The organism is Streptococcus sp. 11273D007BT, from assembly GCF_053547195.1.
The window spans coordinates 956,201-972,572 of the sequence record NZ_JBPWPE010000001.1; the positions used below are offsets into that span (position 1 = coordinate 956,201).

Sequence of the window (16,372 nt, forward strand, 5' to 3'; positions counted from 1 at the left end):
TTATGGACTTGAATAAGTATATTGACCATACGCTATTAAAGCAAGATGCTACAAAAGAGCAGATTTTAGAATTAATTGCTCAAGCAAAGCAATATAACTTTGCCAGTGTCTGTGTCAATCCTACTTGGGTAAAATTGGCTCGCGAGGAACTACGAGATAGTGACGTAAAAGTTTGTACAGTAATTGGTTTTCCTCTAGGGGCAACCTTATCAGAGGTAAAAGCATTTGAAACAAAGCAGGTCGTCTCTAATGGTGCAGACGAAGTGGATATGGTGATCAATATTGGTGAGCTGAAATCAGGAAATCTCCAGTATGTAGAAGAGGACATTAAAGCTGTTGTTGAAGCTAGTGGTGATAAGCTTGTTAAAGTTATTATTGAAGCTTGTTTATTATCTGAGGAGGAGAAGGTTGCAGCTTGTCAAGCTAGTGTGAGAGCTGGTGCTGATTTTGTTAAAACTTCTACAGGGTTTTCAACAGGAGGTGCGACTATCGATGATGTTAAGCTAATGCGTCAAGTTGTTGGTGAAGCAGTAGGTGTTAAAGCAGCTGGTGGTGCGCGTACGAGAGAAGATGCTTTGAACTTCATCAAATCTGGTGCTAACCGTATAGGAACTTCTGCTGGGATTGCTATTATGGAAGGACAAGTTTCAGATGGTGGATACTAACCAATTAGTAAATTTAGCTATTCAAGCCAGTCAACATGCTTATGTTCCCTATTCTAAGTTTCCTATTGGAGCGGCCTTAAAAACCAAAGATGGACAGGTATTTCAAGGTTGTAACATCGAAAATGCTAGCTTTGGTTTAACAAACTGTGGTGAACGAACAGCTATTTTCAAGGCTGTTTCAGAAGGATATAGAGACTTAAAAGAGATTGCAATTTATGGTGAAACAAAAGAACCAATTTCACCATGTGGTGCTTGTCGACAAGTTATGGTTGAATTTTTTCAACCTGAAGCAAAAGTAACGCTTATTTCTAAAAATGGACAGACGGTCGTGACGACGGTCGGGGATTTACTTCCGTATTCGTTTACAGACTTGGATTAGTTTGTGGATGATGTTATTACTTATAACCATTTGGTTTTAACACACGCAACAAACGTTGCAAAAGTTTTTTAGGAGGGTTCAATTTAATGAACAAGAAACTTATTGGTATTGGTCTAGCTTCAGTTGCAGTTTTAGGTTTAGCTGCATGTTCTAATCGTAGCTCTAGTTCAAATAGTGATGCCAAGACTGATCTTAAAGTCGCTATGGTAACTGACACAGGTGGTGTTGATGATAAGTCATTTAACCAATCAGCTTGGGAAGGACTTCAAGCATGGGGGAAAGAAAATGGTCTTTCAAAAGGTAATGGCTATGATTATTTCCAATCAGCTAGTGAATCAGACTATGCTACCAATTTAGATTCTGCGACTGCTAGTGGCTATAACCTTATTTTTGGTATCGGTTTTGCACTTCATGACTCTATTCAAAAAGCTGCTGAAACAAACCCAGATACTAATTATGTGATCATTGATGATACAATCGCTGACATGGACAATGTTGCAAGTGTAACATTCGCTGATAACGAGGCTGCTTATCTTGCTGGTATCGCTGCTGCAAAAACAACCAAAACTAAGAATGTTGGCTTCATCGGTGGTATGGAAGGTGAAGTTATCAAACGTTTTGAAAAAGGTTTCGAAGCTGGTGTTAAATCTGTTGATTCATCCATTAAAGTAACTGTAAACTATGCGGGTTCATTTGGAGATGCAGCCAAAGGTAAAACAATTGCTGCAGCACAATATGCAGGTGGAGCAGATGTTATCTACCAAGCAGCAGGTGGGACAGGAGCTGGTGTTTTCAATGAAGCTAAGGCAGAAAATGAAACACGTAATGAATCTGACAAAGTTTGGGTAATCGGTGTTGACCGCGATCAAAAAGACGAAGGTAATTATACTTCAAAAGATGGAAAAGAATCTAACTTTGTTCTTGCATCAACGATTAAAGAAGTTGGTAAGTCACTTCAATTGATTGCAACCAATACAGCAGATGGTAAATTCCCAGGTGGTGAGACAACAACTTATGGTTTAAAAGATTCAGGAGTTGATATTGCCATGACTAATCTTTCTGATGATGCTAAAAAAGCAATCGAAGAAGCAAAAGAAAAAATTATCTCTGGTGATATTACAGTTCCAGAAAAATAATTAAAATTAGCGACCTAGTCGGTCGCTTTTTTAGGACTGAGATATGTATAATATCTCAGTAAAGCTTACCTAATTTAGGTAGGTTTTACTGATATATTAAAAAGATTTTCTGAAAGGAAGACCCATTATGACACAAAATGTCATTGAAATGAGAGAGATTACCAAAAAATTTGGTGATTTTGTGGCGAATGACCACATCAATCTTAACCTCAGAAAAGGTGAAATTCATGCCTTACTTGGTGAGAATGGTGCAGGAAAGTCAACTTTGATGAATATGCTAGCAGGCCTCCTACAGCCTACTAGTGGTGAGATTGCTATTGACGGGCAAGTCGTGACAATTGATTCACCTTCAAAATCATCTCAGCTAGGTATTGGGATGGTTCACCAACATTTTATGTTGGTAGAAGCTTTTACAGTAGCGGAGAACATCATTTTAGGTAATGAGACAGTAAAAAATGGCTTGTTAGATTTAAAGAAAGCCAGTCAAGAAATTAGCGATTTGTCTGAAAAATATGGTTTAGCAGTAGACCCTTCAGCAAAGGTTGCAGATATTTCAGTTGGTGCCCAACAACGTGTTGAGATTTTAAAAACACTTTACCGTGGGGCAGATATTTTAATATTTGATGAACCAACAGCTGTCCTAACCCCTTCAGAAATTCAAGAATTGATGGGGATCTTAAAGAATTTGATTAAAGAAGGTAAATCAATTATATTGATTACCCATAAATTAGATGAAATTCGAGCAGTAGCTGATCGTGTGACAGTAATCCGTAGAGGTAAATCGATTGAAACGGTTAGCGTAGCTGGAGCAACGTCTGAAGATCTGGCAGAAATGATGGTTGGGCGTTCAGTGTCCTTTAAAACAGAGAAAAAACCATCAAATCCACAGGATGTTATTTTATCTATTAAAGATTTAGTCGTTAATGAAAACCGAGGGATACCTGCTGTTAAGGATCTGTCATTGGAAGTTCGTGCAGGGGAGATTGTTGGTATCGCAGGTATTGATGGAAATGGTCAAAGTGAGTTGATTCAAGCGATTACAGGATTACGAAAAGTAAAAAGCGGGTCAATTGTTATCAAAGGACAAGAAGTTACAAAGTATTCTTCTCGTCAAATTACAGAATTGAGTGTAGGTCATGTTCCAGAAGATCGCCATCGTGACGGCTTGGTTTTACCGATGACGTTAGCAGAAAATATTGCCTTACAAACCTATTATAAAGAGCCTCTTAGCCAAAAAGGAATTTTGAACTATCCAAAGATTAATGAGTATGCTAGAAAATTAATGGAAGAGTTTGATGTTCGTGGTGCTAATGAGCTAGTTCCTGCTAAAGGTTTTTCCGGAGGAAATCAGCAAAAAGCGATTATTGCACGTGAAATTGATAGAGATCCAGACCTATTGATCGTTAGCCAGCCAACTCGAGGTTTAGACGTTGGTGCGATTGAATATATCCATAAACGCTTAATAGAAGAGAGAGATCGAGGCAAGGCAGTCCTAGTTGTTAGTTTTGAACTTGATGAAATTTTAAATTTATCTGATCGTATTGCAGTTATTCATGATGGTAAGATTCAAGGTGTGGTTTTACCTGATCAGACTAACAAACAAGAACTAGGTATCTTGATGGCTGGTGGCGTTTTAGAAAAGGAGGCTACTAATGTCTAAACGAACTCAGCAAATTGCTGTTCCATTGATTTCTGTCCTATTAGGGATTATCTTAGGTGCGGTCGTGATGTTAATCTTTGGTTATGATTCGATATGGGGATATGAAGGATTGTTTCAAACCGCTTTTGGAAATGTAAAAAATATTGGTGAAATTTTTCGTGCTATGGCGCCTTTAATCCTAATCGCCTTAGGTTTTACAGTAGCCAGTCGAGCAGGTTTCTTCAATATTGGTTTATCTGGTCAGGCATATGCAGGTTGGATTGCTGCAGGATGGTTTGCTTTGGCTAACCCCGATTTGCCACGTCCATTTATGATATTGTGTACAGTTTTAATTGCTGCTATAGCTGGTGGTGTTGCAGGAGCCATTCCTGGAATTTTACGAGCTTATTTAGGGACAAGTGAAGTTATTGTTACCATTATGATGAACTATATTATTCTTTATTTAGGTAATGCAGTCATTCAGAATGGATTTTCAAAAGAAATTATGCGCTCAGTAGATTCTAGTATTCAGGTTTCTGATAATGCAACTTACCAGGCAGAATGGCTTAGTGCTATAACCAACCATTCTAGAATGAACATTGGGATATTCTTTGCTTTGATTGCAGTTGTTTTTATCTGGTATTTGCTTAATAAAACAACACTTGGTTTTGAAATTAGATCAGTTGGTTTGAATCCTCATGCAAGTGAATATGCAGGAATGTCATCTAAGCGTACGATTATTTTATCTATGATTATTTCAGGTGCCCTAGCTGGTCTTGGGGGTGTTGTTGAAGGGTTAGGAACATTTGAAAATGTCTTTGTTCAAACCAGTTCTTTAACAATTGGTTTTGATGGTATGGCAGTTAGTCTGTTAGCAGCTAATTCACCTATAGGAATTATTTTTTCAGCCTTCTTATTTGGTACTCTTAGCGTAGGTGCTCCAGGTATGAATATCGCTGGCATCCCACCTGAGCTTGTCAAAGTTGTGACAGCTTCCATCATTTTCTTTGTAGGTGCACATTATTTAATCGAACGTTACATAAAACCAAAGTCCAAAAAAGAAATGAAAGGTGGTAAATAAGAATGAATATTGTGACGATATTATCTCTTCTAGTATCATCTATGTTGATTTATGCGACACCTTTAATTTTTACAAGTATCGGTGGTACTTTCTCAGAACGTTCTGGTATGGTAAATGTGGGGCTAGAAGGTATTATGGTTATGGGAGCATTCTCAGGTGTTGTCTTTAACCTAGAATTTGCTGATCAATTAGGCTCACTAACTCCTTGGCTTGCAGTGTTAGTTGGTGGTGTTGTTGGTCTTCTATTTTCTTTGATACACGCTGTTGCTACCATTAATTTTCGTGCTGATCACATTGTTAGTGGTACTGTCTTGAACTTGATGGCTCCAGCACTATCTGTTTTCCTTGTTAAGGTTATCTATGGTAAGGGACAAACAGATAATATACAAGAGGCTTTCAAAAAATTTGATTTCCCTATTTTATCAAATATACCAGTAATTGGAGATATATTTTTTAAAAATACTAGCTTGATGGCTTATATTGCCATTGCATTTGCCTTTTTAGCGGCTTATCTATTAAATAATACCAGATTTGGTTTGCGTCTTCGTTCGGTGGGAGAGCATCCTCAAGCAGCGGATACTTTAGGGATTAATGTTTATAAAATGAAGTATTTTGGGATTATGATTTCAGGATTCTTAGGAGGAGTCGGCGGTGCAGTTTACGCTCAATCTATTTCCGTTAACTTTGCTGTTACGACAATCTTAGGGCCAGGATTCATCGCTTTAGCAGCCATGATTTTTGGGAAATGGAATCCTATCGGAGCAATGCTATCTAGTTTATTCTTTGGGCTTTCTCAAAGTTTGGCTGTTATCGGAAGTCAATTGCCATTGTTATCAAATATTCCAACATACTATTTGCAAATTGCGCCTTATTTATTAACGATTATTGTACTTGCTGCCTTCTTCGGTCAAGCTGTAGGTCCGAAAGCAAATGGTGTCAATTATATTAAATCAAAATAATTTTTTACTCACTGTTACTTTTTGGCAGTGAGTTTTTTTATCATCAAAATGAAAATACTGAAAATGCTGAGCTTAAATCTTGTAAGCGTTTTATCTATGTGGTATAATATTAGAGTAATAAATAATGAAAGTTGGAATTAGTATGTCTAAAATTGTTGTAGTTGGTGCGAACCATGCAGGTACATCTGCTATCAATACAATCTTAAATAATTATGGAGCAGAAAATGAAGTAGTCGTTTTTGACCAAAATTCAAACATCTCATTTTTAGGTTGTGGGATGGCGCTTTGGATTGGAAAACAAATTTCAGGACCAGAAGGTTTATTCTATTCCAATAAGGAGACATTAGAGGCTGCAGGTGCTAAAGTTTATATGGAGTCACCAGTTGAATCTATTGACTATGATAAGAAAGAAGTTACTGCAATTGTAAATGGTGAAAAACATGTTGAATCTTATGACAAGTTAATTTTAGCTACAGGATCAGCACCTATTATTCCACCAATCAAAGGTGCTGAATTGCAAGAGGGAACACGCGAATTTAAAGCAAAACTTGAAAATTTACAATTTGTGAAACTCTATCAAAACTCAGCAGAAGTTATTGAAAAATTGAATAACCCAGATATCAAACGTGTTGCAGTAGTTGGTGCAGGTTATATCGGTGTGGAATTAGCAGAAGCCTTTGAACGTTTAGACAAAGAAGTTACTTTGGTTGATATTGCGGAAACATCTCTGGGTGGCTACTATGATCCTGAATTTACAGATTTAATGAATAAAAATCTTGAGGAACACGGTATTAAGTTAGCCTTTGGTCAAACGGTACAAGCTGTTGAAGGTGATGGAAAAGTGGAGCGCCTTGTGACAGATAAGGAAACTTTTGATGTGGATATGGTTATTTTAGCTGTAGGCTTCCGCCCTAATACTGATCTTGGTGCAGGTAAGATTGATCTATTCCGTAATGGTGCTTTCTTGGTTAATAAAAAAGGTCAGACAAATCTTCCTGATGTTTATGCAATTGGTGACTGTGCGACTGTTTATGACAATGCCCTTCAAGATACCAACTACATTGCACTAGCTTCTAATGCTGTTCGTACCGCTATTGTTGCAGCTCACAATGCTTGTGGTGTAGAAGTAGAGACAGCTGGTGTTCAAGGTTCAAATGGTATTTCTATTTATGATCTTAAGATGGTTTCAACAGGTTTGACGCTAGAAAAAGCTAAACGCTTTGGTTATAATGCTGTTGCAACAGATTTTTCTGACCTTCAAAAACCAGAATTCATGGAACATGATAATCATGAAGTTAAGATCCGTATTGTTTACGATAAGGATACACGTGTTGTCTTAGGAGCACAGATGACTTCAAAAGAAGATGTGTCAATGGGAATGCATATGTTCTCTTTGGCTATTCAGGAACAAGTCACAATTGAGCGTCTGGCTCTTCTTGATATTCTTTTCTTGCCACACTTTAATAAACCATATAATTATATTACGATGGCTGCACTTTCAGCTAAGGAATAGGTCAACCTAGGACTATAATATCGTCATTACAAAAAAAGAGAAAATGTTTATCATTTTCTCTTTTTTAGTGCTCAAAATAAATATTGTTAGTGAATTCTAAAGACTCTTTGGAGATGTTAGATCTAAAAAGAAAATAAAAAAAGCCCGACTAAGTCGAGCTTTTGGAATGAATTAGTTTTTAGCAGCAGATGCAAATTCTTCTTTAGAGAAAGCCTCATCGATGATATCTTTGAGTTGTTTAGCAGAAGCTTGCATTTGTTGCAATTCTTTTTCGTTCAATGGGATATTAACTGGACGAACGATACCATGTGCACCAATGATAGCTGGTTGTCCGATGAAGACATCCTCAACACCTTCATATTGGCCTTCTTGATATACTGAAAGTGGCAATACTGCTGATTCGTCATCAAGGATAGCTTTAGTGATACGCGCAAGTGCTACAGCGATACCATAATAAGTTGCTCCTTTTTTGTTGATGATTGAGTAAGCAGCATCACGAACAGAGATGAATAGATCCACAAGACCTTGCTCATCGATATCACGATTATCTTGCAACCATTGTTCAAGTTTTACACCAGCTACGTTAGCATGTGACCAAACGGCAAATTCTGAATCTCCATGTTCACCCATGATATAAGCGTGAACAGAACGTGCATCGATTCCGATTTTTTCAGCAAGTGCTTGACGGAAACGTGCTGAATCAAGTGAAGTACCTGAACCAATAACGCGTTCTTTAGGGAAACCTGAGAATTTCCATGTTGAATAAGTCAAGACGTCAACTGGGTTAGCGGCAACAAGGAAGATACCGTTGAAACCTGAATCGACGATTTGTGTTACAACGTCTTTGTTGATACGAAGGTTTTTCTCAACAAGGTCAAGACGAGTTTCACCTGGTTTTTGTGGAGCACCAGCTGTTAAAACAACAAGGTCAGCATCGTGACAGTCTGAGTATTCAGCTGAATAGATTTTTTTAGGTGAAGTGAAAGCAAGAGCGTGGCTTAAATCTTCTGCGTCACCTTGAGTTTTTTCTTTAAAGATATCAATGATACCAAGTTCTTGTGCAATTCCTTGGTTTACCAATGAAAATGCGTATGAAGAACCTACGGCACCATCACCGACAAGAATAACTTTTTTGTGTTGTTTAGTTGCAGTCATGTGTCTAAACATCTCCTTAAAATTTAGTTAGGGTTTTCACCCATACGACTATATTCTAGCACTTTTTATAGATTTTGTCACGGAGAAATTGCAAACAAATTGAAAAGTCTTTTCAGTTTATGCTATAGACCTGTAATAATACAGGAAATGTGGTATAATAGTAGTGACTTTGTTCTAAAGAAAGAGGCATGATAATGCAAGATAAAAATTTAGTGAATGTAAATCTGACAAATGAGATGAAAACCTCTTTTATTGATTATGCCATGAGTGTTATTGTTTCTCGTGCTTTGCCGGATGTTAGAGATGGATTAAAGCCAGTTCATCGACGTATTTTATATGGTATGAATGAGCTAGGTGTCACACCAGATAAGCCTCATAAAAAATCTGCTCGTATTACTGGTGATGTCATGGGGAAATATCACCCACATGGTGACTCCTCTATTTATGAAGCTATGGTAAGGATGGCGCAATGGTGGTCTTATCGCCATATGCTCGTGGATGGTCATGGTAACTTTGGCTCCATGGACGGTGATGGAGCCGCTGCCCAACGTTATACCGAAGCTCGCATGAGTAAGATTGCAATGGAGATGTTGCGCGATATTAATAAAGATACCGTAGATTTCCAAGATAATTATGATGGTAGTGAACGTGAGCCTCTTGTCTTACCAGCTCGTTTTCCAAACTTATTAGTTAATGGTGCAACTGGTATTGCTGTTGGTATGGCAACTAACATTCCCCCTCACAACCTAGGAGAGACCATTGATGCTGTTAAACTGGTTCTGGAAAATCCAGAAGTGACAACTCGTGATTTGATGGAGGTTCTTCCTGGTCCTGACTTCCCAACAGGTGCCCTAGTCATGGGGAAATCAGGCATTCATAGAGCTTATGAAACAGGAAAAGGATCTATTACCCTTAGATCTAAAACGGAGATAGAAACGACAAAATCAGGCCGTGAACGGATTATTGTTAGTGAATTTCCTTATATGGTTAATAAGACTAAGGTTCATGAGCATATTGTTAAGTTAGCCCAAGAAAAACGGGTTGAAGGGATTACGGCTGTCCGTGATGAGTCTAGTCGTGAAGGTGTACGCTTTGTGATTGAAGTCAAGCGGGATGCCTCGGCTAATGTTATTTTGAATAATTTATTTAAGTTGACAAGCTTACAAACAAACTTTAGCTTTAATATGTTGGCGATTGAAAACGGAGTTCCTAAGATTTTGTCACTACGACAAATTCTTGATAATTATATTGTGCATCAAAAGGAAGTTATTGTTCGTCGGACTCAATTTGACAAAGATAAAGCGGAATCAAGGGCTCATATTTTAGAAGGTTTATTGATTGCCTTAGACCACATCGATGAAGTGATTCGTATTATCCGTAACTCTGAGACTGATAGTTTGGCACAATCAGAGTTAATGAGTCGATTCCAATTATCAGAGCGTCAGAGCCAAGCCATTTTAGATATGCGACTACGCCGATTGACAGGATTGGAACGAGATAAGATTCAGTCTGAATATGATGCCTTACTGGCTTTAATTGCTGATTTAAAAGATATTTTAGCAAATCCAGAACGAGTAGTGCGTATCATCAGAGAAGAGTTAGATGAAGTGAAACGAAAATTTGCAGATCATCGTCGAACGGAGTTAATGGTTGGAGAGGTTCTGACATTAGAAGATGAGGACTTGATTGAACAAGAAGACGTTTTGATTACTTTGTCTAATAAAGGTTATATTAAACGTTTAAGTCAAGATGAATTCCGTACTCAAAAACGAGGTGGACGAGGGGTTCAAGGGACAGGTGTAAATGATGATGATTTTGTTAAAGATCTAGTTTCAACAAGTACACATGATGCCATGTTCTTCTTTACTAATCGAGGAAGAGTTTATCGTCTAAAAGGTTATGAAATCCCTGAGTATGGTAGGACAGCAAAAGGTTTGCCTATTGTGAATTTGTTAAAATTAGACGAAGGGGAAACTATTCAGACTATCATTAACTTAAAAGCAGAAGATCTTGATCAAAAATGTTTATTCTTCACGACAAGAAATGGTTTAGTCAAACGAACGAGAGCTTCTGAATTTGCTAATATTCGTCAAAATGGTTTAAAAGCTATCACTTTACGTGAGCAGGATGAATTGATTAACGTTCTTTTAACAACTGGTGATGAAGATATCATTATGGGGACACGCGCAGGTTACTCTGTACGTTTCAGAGAAGATGTTATTCGCCAAATGGGAAGAAGTGCTGCTGGTGTGAAAGGGATAAACCTAAGAGAAAGCGATCATGTGATTGGCGCTGCCACAATCTGTGATCAACAAGAAGTGCTTGTGATTACCGAAAAAGGATATGGAAAGCGCACTCTAGCATCAGAATATCCAACAAAAGGTAGAGGCGGAAAAGGCATGAAGACAGCTAACATCACAGAAAAGAATGGATACCTATCTGGGCTTGCTACTGTTTCAGGTGATGAAGATATTATGTTGATGACAGATACAGGTGTTATCATTAGAACAAGTGTATCGGATATATCTCAAACAGGACGAGCTACACTTGGTGTGAAGCTGATGCGTTTAGATACCAATGCCAAAATTATAACTCTGGCATTGGTAAAATCTGATGACGATTTAGTACAGGACAAGGAGTAGTTTATTAATGGTGGAAAAAAGAAAACGCCGTAAAAGTAGCATTTTTACAAGTATATTATTAGTTATTATGGTACTAATAGGTTTAGCTTTAGTATTTAATAAACCTATTCGAAATTCATTGATTGCGATGAATTCAAATAAATATCAAGTTTCAAATGTCAGTAAAGAAACCATTGAGGAAAATAAAAGTGCCGATACTACTTTTGATTTTTCCCAAGTTGAATCAATTAGTTCAGAATCTGTTCTTGCTGCTCAGATGGAACAACAAAGTTTACCAGTTATCGGAGGCATTGCTATCCCAGAACTAAAAATCAATCTTCCAATTTTTAAAGGATTGGATAACACTGCTCTTACCTATGGGGCAGGGACGATGAAAGAAAATCAGGTAATGGGAGGAGAAAATAACTATGCTTTAGCTAGTCACCATGTATTTGGGATGACAGGCTCTTCGGAAATGTTATTTTCACCTTTGGATTATGCCAAAGAAGGAATGAAGATTTATGTGACTGACAAGGATAAAGTATATACCTATGTCATTACAGAAATCAAAGTTGTTTCACCTGATCATGTTGAAGTAGTTGATGATACACCAGGTAAATCTGAAATTACATTGGTAACATGTACAGATGCAGAAGCAACCCAACGTACCATTGTTCATGGTACTTATGAAGGCTCTGTTGAGTTTTCAAAAGCTTCCTCAGACATTATTGAAGCTTTTGAACAAAGTTATAATCAGATGACTCTATAATAAAAAAGCCTTTAGGCTTTTTTATTATAGAGTATTGTGGAGGAATATTATGAAATTAGAAAAAGTCCATCATGTGGCATTGATTGTATCAGATTATGAACGATCAAAAAATTTTTATGTCCATCAACTAGGATTTGAAATTATTAGAGAAAACCATAGACCAGATCGACATGATTATAAATTAGATTTAAAGTGTGGGGAGATTGAACTAGAAATTTTTGGTAATAAAGTATCATCACCAGATTATGTAGCACCGCCTAGTCGTCCTAATTATCCCGAGGCTTGTGGATTGAGGCACTTAGCTTTTTATGTAGAATCCATTGAAGAAGCTGTTAAAGAATTAAAATCCAAAGGCATAGAGGTCGAGCCTATTCGTTATGACCAATTCACAAATAAAAAAATGACCTTCTTTTTTGATCCCGATGGCTTACCACTGGAATTGCATGAGTGAAGTTTTAAGTAACTGTTTATCAATTTGGCATGATATAATAAAGACAAGAGGTTTTTGAAAAGAGCTGTTTTATAGATAGAAAGGAAAAATGATGAATTTTAAAAAAATCGTTTATGCATTATCAACAGCTGTGTTGGCTTTCACTTCATTTACGTCCGTTTTAGCAGCTGAAAGTAGTCAGGTACAAACGGTCATAGATGAAGCATATGTTCAACCTGACTATGTGTTGGGATATTCTCTATCAGAAGAGCAACAGGCAGAAACCCTATCTCTTTTAGGATATGATAGCAGTCAGGATACTCAGGTTAAGCTATTAACGACAGATGCTTATAGTCAAATAATGGATGTAGATGGCTCAAGTTTACAGCTTTATTCTTCTGTTAAGATTCAAAAGTTGGGTTCTACAAAAGCTTTAGAAGTGGAAATTATTACCCCAGAAAACATCACAAAGGTGACAGAAGATATGTATCGAAATGCAGCTATTACCTTAGGAATTGAACACGCAAAGATATCCGTTGCCTCCCCTATTGCGGTAACAGGAGAAAGTGCACTTGCAGGTATTTATTATTCGCTTGAAGAAAATGGTGTGACGGTTAGTTCTGAGAACAAAAATTTAGCATCAGAGGAACTCAGCCTTCTCTCGACAATCAATGAGGAAAACCAAGGAAAAGAAGGGTATGATACTGATAAATTAAATGTTGCATTAACTGATATTAAATCTGCTTTAGCAGAATCTTCTAATCAACAACTCACTGAAGAACAAGTCAGAAAAATTGTCGAGGATACCTTATCTCGTTACGGGTTAACAGAAAGTATGACTAGCCAACAAATCACGCTAATTGTGAATTTTGCGGTCAACTTATCAAAAAGTGATATTATTAATACCGATGGTTTTAAAAAATCTGTATCCTCACTAAAAGATAGTATCATCTCACAAGCCAAATCAACCTTTGAGGGAATCAACCTTAATTTTAGTACAGATCAAGCATTGGAGTCTGTAAAAGGTTTTTTATCTAACATTTGGCAAGCTATTGTGAATTTCTTTACCAACTTATTTACTTAGAAAATAATCTGAGAGATGATAAAAAGGACTTAGCAGTTAGACTGTTAAATCCTTTTTATTTGCCCTTTTTCAAAAAAAGATTACTGATATTGACTATGATCTAGCTTTGATAGGAAAAAGTATAGATTTCCCATGACATCATGATAGTCTAATAAGTGATCATTATAGAGTACTTTTGTAACTTTATAATGATCAGCAATTGGAGTGAGACAAGAAAATTGAGCGCGTTCAAATTCGTTATAATTGTCATATTGAACTTGAAATTCTTGCTGTCCGTTAGTATAAAAAATTTCAATCATCTCATCGGATTTCCTTCTCAAAAATATGGCGCTCAACTAAGCTATCCATTAAAAAGTAAAATTTATCTTGTAAAATTTTATGTTCATCTGATTTAAAGATATTCACTAAGCGCAGTCCTGATTTATCGGTAATATTTATTTTAGCGCCAGTCAAATCTTTGTTAATGATAATTTTTAACAAGAATCCTTCCCCTGAATTAGGGACTTTTTCAAGTAAGCGAGACAATTCGTAGTTCCCAACGGTTGAGGTTGAGAACGTATTATCACGTAAGGTAAATTTTTTAATTTGAGGACTAACCTTGTAAATGAAAGGACAGTCTTTGAGTTCGATTGTTTGATGAAATGCCATAATTACTTTCCTATTACTTCTTTGATTTTTTCAGCGAACAAGGTAATCTCATCTATAGTGTTAAGATGTGAAAAACTAATTCGAATAGATTCTTGTAAGGGAGGAGTTCCCTGACCATAAAAAGCTTCTAAAACATGGCTAGGTTCAACTGTTCCTGCAGTGCAAGCAGATCCCGTCGAAACACAAAAACCAGCAAGATCTAATTGGGTGAGCAAGATACTATTATGGTATCCAGAAAATCCTATATTGACGACATGTGGTAAGTTATTCTTACTATCATTAAGATAGTAGTCAATAGGATCCAATTGGGTGAGCAAAGTACCTCTAAGTTGTTCTACAGTATTAAAGTGTTCGGTCATATGGTCATGCGCTAATTGTAAGGCCGTCACCATCCCTACAATTCCAGTAAGATTTTCAGTGCTAGCTCGACGTTTTTGCTCCTGATCGCCTCCATGTAGAAGATTGTGGAACTGAAGGGGAGCAGCATATAGTAAACCGACACCTTTTGGCCCATGAAATTTATGTGCTGAGATTGAGAGAAAGTCAATCCCTAGTTGTTCAGGTAGAAGAGGAAGTTTACCAGCAACCTGGACAGCATCGACATGAAATGCTGCTTGGTGTTGCTTGAGTAGATGTCCGATTTCTTGAATAGGATGAATGCTTCCGGTTTCATTATTGGCAAACATGATACTAACTAAGATGGTATCCTCACGTAATGCCTCTTGTACTTGTTGAACAGAAATTGTTTTATTTACAGGTTTGAGGTAGGTAACCTCAAAACCACATTCTTTCTCGAGAAATGACAAGGTATGTAAGACGGAGTGATGCTCAATGCTCGTCGAAATGATATGCTTTCCTTTTGATTGATTTGCTAAAGCATATCCTTTTAATGCTGTATTATTACTCTCTGTACCACCAGAGGTAAAAATGATACGATCAGCTTTGGTCCCTAATAGTTGAGCAACGTTTTCTCTTTGTTCCCTTAACACTTGATTTGCTTTTCGTCCAAGGGTATGAATGCTAGAAGGATTACCATAAGTTGAAGTCATAACTTCGGTCATTTTTTCGATGACTTCTGGAAGAAGAGCGGTGGTAGCAGCGTTATCTAGATATATCATTTAGATTAGAATCCTTTCTAAAAACTTCAAATAGAAGTGATAGTATATCTGTTATGGAGGGTCTGTTGAACTTTACAGTACTACTGGGATGGTAATAGTGTTAGGATGCCTATTGATGACAATAGGGAGTTCGATAGATATAAAATAGGAAGCTGGGACAGATACCCAGCTTCAAATTGTTTTGTGAAAAATGTTTATTTGTTTTCTGATTGATGGTATGCAAATAAGGGGCTGATAGGTTTATTGGTATGAATACGAACCAGTGCTTCTCCGATGAGGTTAGCAGCTGTAAGGTAGGTTAGGTTTTGAGGAGTTTTTTCTTTGGTCGCAACAGAGTCGGTCACAACAATTTCTTTGATTGGTGCGGTTGATAAAATATCAGCTGCTCCTCCAGCAAATAATCCATGACTAGCAACAGCATAGATTTCAGTTGCCCCTTCTCGTTCAACAATTTTTGCTGCTTCAGCAAAGGTTTTACCTGTGTTGATAATGTCATCAATAAGAATAGCCTTTTTCCCTTCAACCTCGCCTATGATATAACCTTCTTCACGGTTAGAATCATCTTGAGCATAGTCAATAATAGCGATAGGGGCATTAAGGTGTTCAGCCAAGCTACGAGCCCGTTTAATACCAGAGTTTTTAGGGCTAACGACCACGACGTCTTCACCAGTTAAACCAAGACTAGTGTAATGTTTGGCAAAAAGCGGCATAGTAAAGAGGTTATCAACAGGAATGTTAAAGAATCCTTGTACCTGCACAGCATGGAGGTCAAGTGTCAATACACGATCAACACCAGCTTTGACTAACATATTGGCAACTAATTTAGCTGTCAGTGGTTCACGTGGTGCAGCGATACGATCCTGTCTAGAATAGCCAAAGTAAGGAATAACGACATTGACAGAATTAGCGGATGCACGCTTGCAAGCATCAACCATAATCAATAGTTCCATCAAATGATTATTTACTGGAAAGCTAGTGGACTGAATAATATAAATATCAAAACCACGGACACTTTCTTCGATATTAATCATAATTTCTCCATCTGAAAATTGTCTTGATGACAATTTACTCAATGGAATCCCAGAGGCTTGAGAAATTTTTTCTGCTAATTCGATATTTGAAGTAAGCGAGAAGAGTTTCATGTTTTGTACCATTGTGACAATATGGCTCCTTTT

Annotated in this window: 16 protein-coding genes; 11 read left to right on the forward strand and 5 right to left on the reverse strand. The window is 37.2% G+C overall.

Annotated features, from left to right (window positions below; genetic code table 11):
• Positions 1-2 precede the first annotated feature (2 nt).
• From deoC to nox, 7 genes are all read left to right on the forward strand, one after another.
• Positions 3-665, forward strand: a complete 663-nt coding sequence (gene deoC / locus ACEE75_RS04925) for a deoxyribose-phosphate aldolase (protein WP_447575134.1) — start codon at positions 3-5, stop codon at positions 663-665.
• The gene (locus ACEE75_RS04930; RefSeq protein ID WP_447575136.1) at positions 652-1,044 is read left to right on the forward strand and encodes a cytidine deaminase; all 393 of its coding nucleotides are present in this window, start codon (positions 652-654) and stop codon (positions 1,042-1,044) included. Before deoC ends, ACEE75_RS04930 begins: the two co-directional genes overlap by 14 nt.
• An 86-nt stretch (positions 1,045-1,130) precedes the next feature.
• On the forward strand, positions 1,131-2,180 hold the full coding sequence (locus ACEE75_RS04935) for a BMP family lipoprotein (RefSeq protein ID WP_354369871.1): 1,050 nt from the start codon (positions 1,131-1,133) through the stop codon (positions 2,178-2,180).
• A gap of 127 nt (positions 2,181-2,307) precedes the next feature.
• Complete coding sequence (locus ACEE75_RS04940; protein ID WP_354369892.1) at positions 2,308-3,840, forward strand: ABC transporter ATP-binding protein; 1,533 nt, start codon at positions 2,308-2,310, stop codon at positions 3,838-3,840.
• Positions 3,833-4,900, forward strand: a complete 1,068-nt coding sequence (locus ACEE75_RS04945; RefSeq protein WP_447575138.1) for an ABC transporter permease — start codon at positions 3,833-3,835, stop codon at positions 4,898-4,900. Before ACEE75_RS04940 ends, ACEE75_RS04945 begins: the two co-directional genes overlap by 8 nt.
• Positions 4,901-4,902: 2 nt before the next feature.
• Positions 4,903-5,859 carry an ABC transporter permease gene (locus tag ACEE75_RS04950; RefSeq protein WP_447575140.1) on the forward strand — a complete coding sequence of 319 codons (957 nt, stop codon included), beginning with the start codon at positions 4,903-4,905 and terminating at the stop codon, positions 5,857-5,859.
• A gap of 142 nt (positions 5,860-6,001) precedes the next feature.
• The gene (nox, locus tag ACEE75_RS04955) at positions 6,002-7,372 is read left to right on the forward strand and encodes a H2O-forming NADH oxidase (RefSeq protein ID WP_447575142.1); all 1,371 of its coding nucleotides are present in this window, start codon (positions 6,002-6,004) and stop codon (positions 7,370-7,372) included.
• A gap of 171 nt (positions 7,373-7,543) precedes the next feature.
• Here the strand turns inward: nox and ACEE75_RS04960 are convergent, their stop codons facing one another.
• Positions 7,544-8,527: an L-lactate dehydrogenase gene (locus tag ACEE75_RS04960; RefSeq protein ID WP_354367944.1), complete on the reverse strand. Its 984-nt coding sequence runs from the start codon at positions 8,525-8,527 to the stop codon at positions 7,544-7,546.
• 194 nt (positions 8,528-8,721) lie between these two features.
• Between ACEE75_RS04960 and gyrA the strand changes: the two genes are divergently transcribed.
• The 4 genes from gyrA to ACEE75_RS04980 all read left to right on the forward strand — a co-directional run bounded on the left by gyrA (position 8,722) and on the right by ACEE75_RS04980 (position 13,431).
• Positions 8,722-11,169: a DNA gyrase subunit A gene (gene gyrA, locus ACEE75_RS04965; RefSeq protein WP_447575144.1), complete on the forward strand. Its 2,448-nt coding sequence runs from the start codon at positions 8,722-8,724 to the stop codon at positions 11,167-11,169.
• A gap of 67 nt (positions 11,170-11,236) precedes the next feature.
• On the forward strand, positions 11,237-11,917 hold the full coding sequence (locus ACEE75_RS04970; protein ID WP_447575169.1) for a class A sortase: 681 nt from the start codon (positions 11,237-11,239) through the stop codon (positions 11,915-11,917).
• Between the two features lie 49 nt (positions 11,918-11,966).
• Positions 11,967-12,368, forward strand: coding sequence for an SMU1112c/YaeR family gloxylase I-like metalloprotein (gloA2, locus tag ACEE75_RS04975; protein ID WP_447575145.1), 402 nt, complete (start codon positions 11,967-11,969; stop codon positions 12,366-12,368).
• A 91-nt stretch (positions 12,369-12,459) separates the two neighbouring features.
• A complete protein-coding gene (locus ACEE75_RS04980) occupies positions 12,460-13,431 on the forward strand; it encodes a DUF1002 domain-containing protein (RefSeq protein ID WP_447575171.1) in 972 nt (323 codons plus the stop codon).
• An 80-nt stretch (positions 13,432-13,511) separates the two neighbouring features.
• On the opposite strand, the gene ACEE75_RS04985 is transcribed toward ACEE75_RS04980, so the two are convergent.
• From ACEE75_RS04985 to ACEE75_RS05000, 4 genes are all read right to left on the reverse strand, one after another.
• Positions 13,512-13,730, reverse strand: a complete 219-nt coding sequence (locus ACEE75_RS04985) for a DUF4649 family protein (RefSeq protein ID WP_354367934.1) — start codon at positions 13,728-13,730, stop codon at positions 13,512-13,514.
• A gap of 1 nt (position 13,731) precedes the next feature.
• A complete protein-coding gene (locus tag ACEE75_RS04990; protein WP_427894036.1) occupies positions 13,732-14,079 on the reverse strand; it encodes a DUF1831 domain-containing protein in 348 nt (115 codons plus the stop codon).
• A 2-nt stretch (positions 14,080-14,081) separates the two neighbouring features.
• The gene (locus ACEE75_RS04995; protein ID WP_447575148.1) at positions 14,082-15,197 is read right to left on the reverse strand and encodes a cysteine desulfurase family protein; all 1,116 of its coding nucleotides are present in this window, start codon (positions 15,195-15,197) and stop codon (positions 14,082-14,084) included.
• 194 nt (positions 15,198-15,391) lie between these two features.
• Positions 15,392-16,351 carry a ribose-phosphate diphosphokinase gene (locus ACEE75_RS05000; protein WP_447575149.1) on the reverse strand — a complete coding sequence of 320 codons (960 nt, stop codon included), beginning with the start codon at positions 16,349-16,351 and terminating at the stop codon, positions 15,392-15,394.
• Between the last annotated feature and the right edge of the window lie 21 nt (positions 16,352-16,372).

What these genes read in the sequence shown, in the direction of transcription:
- ACEE75_RS04960 (WP_354367944.1), bottom strand. Translation starts at nt 8,527, where the DNA reads ATGACTGCAACTAAACAACACAAAAAAGTTATTCTTGTCGGTGATGGT.
- ACEE75_RS04950 (WP_447575140.1), top strand. Translation starts at nt 4,903, where the DNA reads ATGAATATTGTGACGATATTATCTCTTCTAGTATCATCTATGTTGATT.
- ACEE75_RS04970 (WP_447575169.1), top strand. Translation starts at nt 11,237, where the DNA reads ATGGTACTAATAGGTTTAGCTTTAGTATTTAATAAACCTATTCGAAAT.
- ACEE75_RS04930 (WP_447575136.1), top strand. Translation starts at nt 652, where the DNA reads ATGGTGGATACTAACCAATTAGTAAATTTAGCTATTCAAGCCAGTCAA.
- ACEE75_RS05000 (WP_447575149.1), bottom strand. Translation starts at nt 16,351, where the DNA reads ATGGTACAAAACATGAAACTCTTCTCGCTTACTTCAAATATCGAATTA.
- ACEE75_RS04995 (WP_447575148.1), bottom strand. Translation starts at nt 15,197, where the DNA reads ATGATATATCTAGATAACGCTGCTACCACCGCTCTTCTTCCAGAAGTC.
- nox (WP_447575142.1), top strand. Translation starts at nt 6,002, where the DNA reads ATGTCTAAAATTGTTGTAGTTGGTGCGAACCATGCAGGTACATCTGCT.
- ACEE75_RS04935 (WP_354369871.1), top strand. Translation starts at nt 1,131, where the DNA reads ATGAACAAGAAACTTATTGGTATTGGTCTAGCTTCAGTTGCAGTTTTA.
- ACEE75_RS04985 (WP_354367934.1), bottom strand. Translation starts at nt 13,730, where the DNA reads ATGATTGAAATTTTTTATACTAACGGACAGCAAGAATTTCAAGTTCAA.
- ACEE75_RS04980 (WP_447575171.1), top strand. Translation starts at nt 12,460, where the DNA reads ATGAATTTTAAAAAAATCGTTTATGCATTATCAACAGCTGTGTTGGCT.
- gyrA (WP_447575144.1), top strand. Translation starts at nt 8,722, where the DNA reads ATGCAAGATAAAAATTTAGTGAATGTAAATCTGACAAATGAGATGAAA.
- ACEE75_RS04945 (WP_447575138.1), top strand. Translation starts at nt 3,833, where the DNA reads ATGTCTAAACGAACTCAGCAAATTGCTGTTCCATTGATTTCTGTCCTA.
- gloA2 (WP_447575145.1), top strand. Translation starts at nt 11,967, where the DNA reads ATGAAATTAGAAAAAGTCCATCATGTGGCATTGATTGTATCAGATTAT.
- ACEE75_RS04940 (WP_354369892.1), top strand. Translation starts at nt 2,308, where the DNA reads ATGACACAAAATGTCATTGAAATGAGAGAGATTACCAAAAAATTTGGT.
- deoC (WP_447575134.1), top strand. Translation starts at nt 3, where the DNA reads ATGGACTTGAATAAGTATATTGACCATACGCTATTAAAGCAAGATGCT.
- ACEE75_RS04990 (WP_427894036.1), bottom strand. Translation starts at nt 14,079, where the DNA reads ATGGCATTTCATCAAACAATCGAACTCAAAGACTGTCCTTTCATTTAC.